This is a genomic window from Mesorhizobium sp. M7A.F.Ca.CA.002.05.1.1, from assembly GCF_003998335.1.
Lineage (GTDB): Bacteria > Pseudomonadota > Alphaproteobacteria > Rhizobiales > Rhizobiaceae > Mesorhizobium.
On record NZ_RZQI01001222.1, the window covers coordinates 1 to 1,355 of the forward strand.

Sequence of the window (1,355 nt, forward strand, 5' to 3'; positions counted from 1 at the left end):
GGTGAGCTTCGACCGCCGGCCGCGCGCTTCGCTGCACGGCGACGTGGTGCTCGAAGTCAAGGATCTGTGGGCGCGCGACGATCGCCTGCTGCCGGCTCTTCGCGATGCCAGCTTCACCGTCCGCTCCGGCGAGGTGGTGGGGATCGCGGGTGTGGCCGGCAATGGACAGACGGAGCTGGCGGAAGTGCTTTCGGGCTTGCGACCGGCAAGCCATGGCGGGGCGTGGCTGAAGGGCCGGAATCTCACCGCGCTCTCCCCCGCCGCGCTCCGCCAGGCAGGCCTCGCCCATGTTCCAGGCGACCGCATGGTGCGCGGGGTCGATCGCAACGCTTCGATAGCAGCCAACACCCTGATGGGCCGCCAGCACCGCGCCCCATGGAGCCGCGCCGGCATGCTCAACTGGAATGCCATAAATCAAAACGCCGAAACGCTGATCAAGAGCTTCGATATTCGCGCGCGCGGAGCCGGTGATGCGGTCAAGCGGCTTTCGGGGGGAAACATCCAGAAGGTCGTTCTGGCGCGCGAATTCACCAACGGCGCCGATTTCCTGCTGATCGACCAGCCGACGCGCGGCGTCGACATCGGCGCCCAGGAGGCCATTCATGACGAGATCATGCGCCAGCGCGCCGCCGGCCGCGCAATCCTGCTGATTTCCGTGCAGCTCGACGAACTGGCCGCCCTTGCCGACCGCATCCTGGTGATGTTCAACGGGCGGATCATGGGCGAGGTCGCCGGCGACGAGGCCGACGAGGAGCGCATCGGCATGATGATGGCAGGCGTGGCCGTGCCGGAATTCGCCGCGGAGACCGCATCATGACAGACCATTTGCGTGCCGTTTCCGGCCAGGTGATCGCCATCGGCGTGGCGCTGCTGATGGGCGCGATCATCATCCTCATGGTCGGCGAAAGCCCGGTGCGTGTGTTCATGACGCTGTTGCGCGGCGCCTTCGGCGATCAGGAGAAGATCGCCGGGACCTTGCTGCAGACGACGCCGATCCTGATCTGCGGTGTCGCCGCCTGCATCGGCCTGCGCGGCGGCATGTTCAACGTCGGCATAGAGGGCCAGCTGTTCCTCGGCGGCTTCGCCGCCGCGTGGGTCGGCTTTGCCATGCCCCTGCCCGCGGGCATTCACACGCTGGCCGCGCTGGCGCTGGCGGTCGTGGCAGGCGCGGCCTGGGTCGCCATCCCCGCCTACTTCCGCGCCCGCTACAACACCAACGAAGTCGTCTCGACGATCCTGTCGAACTACGTGGCGGTGCTGCTCACGTCCTACTTCACCATCTTCCTGTTCAAGCGGCCGGGTGGCTGGTCGGAGACGCCGCCGATCCTGGCGACATAGACGAGCGGCGTGAAGCC

General features: G+C 67.2%; 1 protein-coding gene and 1 pseudogene. Both read left to right on the plus strand.

Going from position 1 to position 1,355, the window contains the following annotated elements; genetic code table 11:
* On the plus strand, positions 1–817 hold an 817-nt coding region (locus EN939_RS34310; RefSeq protein ID WP_127271837.1), incomplete at its 5' end, for an ATP-binding cassette domain-containing protein.
* Positions 814–1,335 (plus strand): annotated as a pseudogene (locus EN939_RS34315) (ABC transporter permease subunit); the annotation flags it as partial. The gene EN939_RS34310 and the pseudogene EN939_RS34315, both read left to right, overlap by 4 nt.
* Positions 1,336–1,355: the final 20 nt, after the last annotated feature.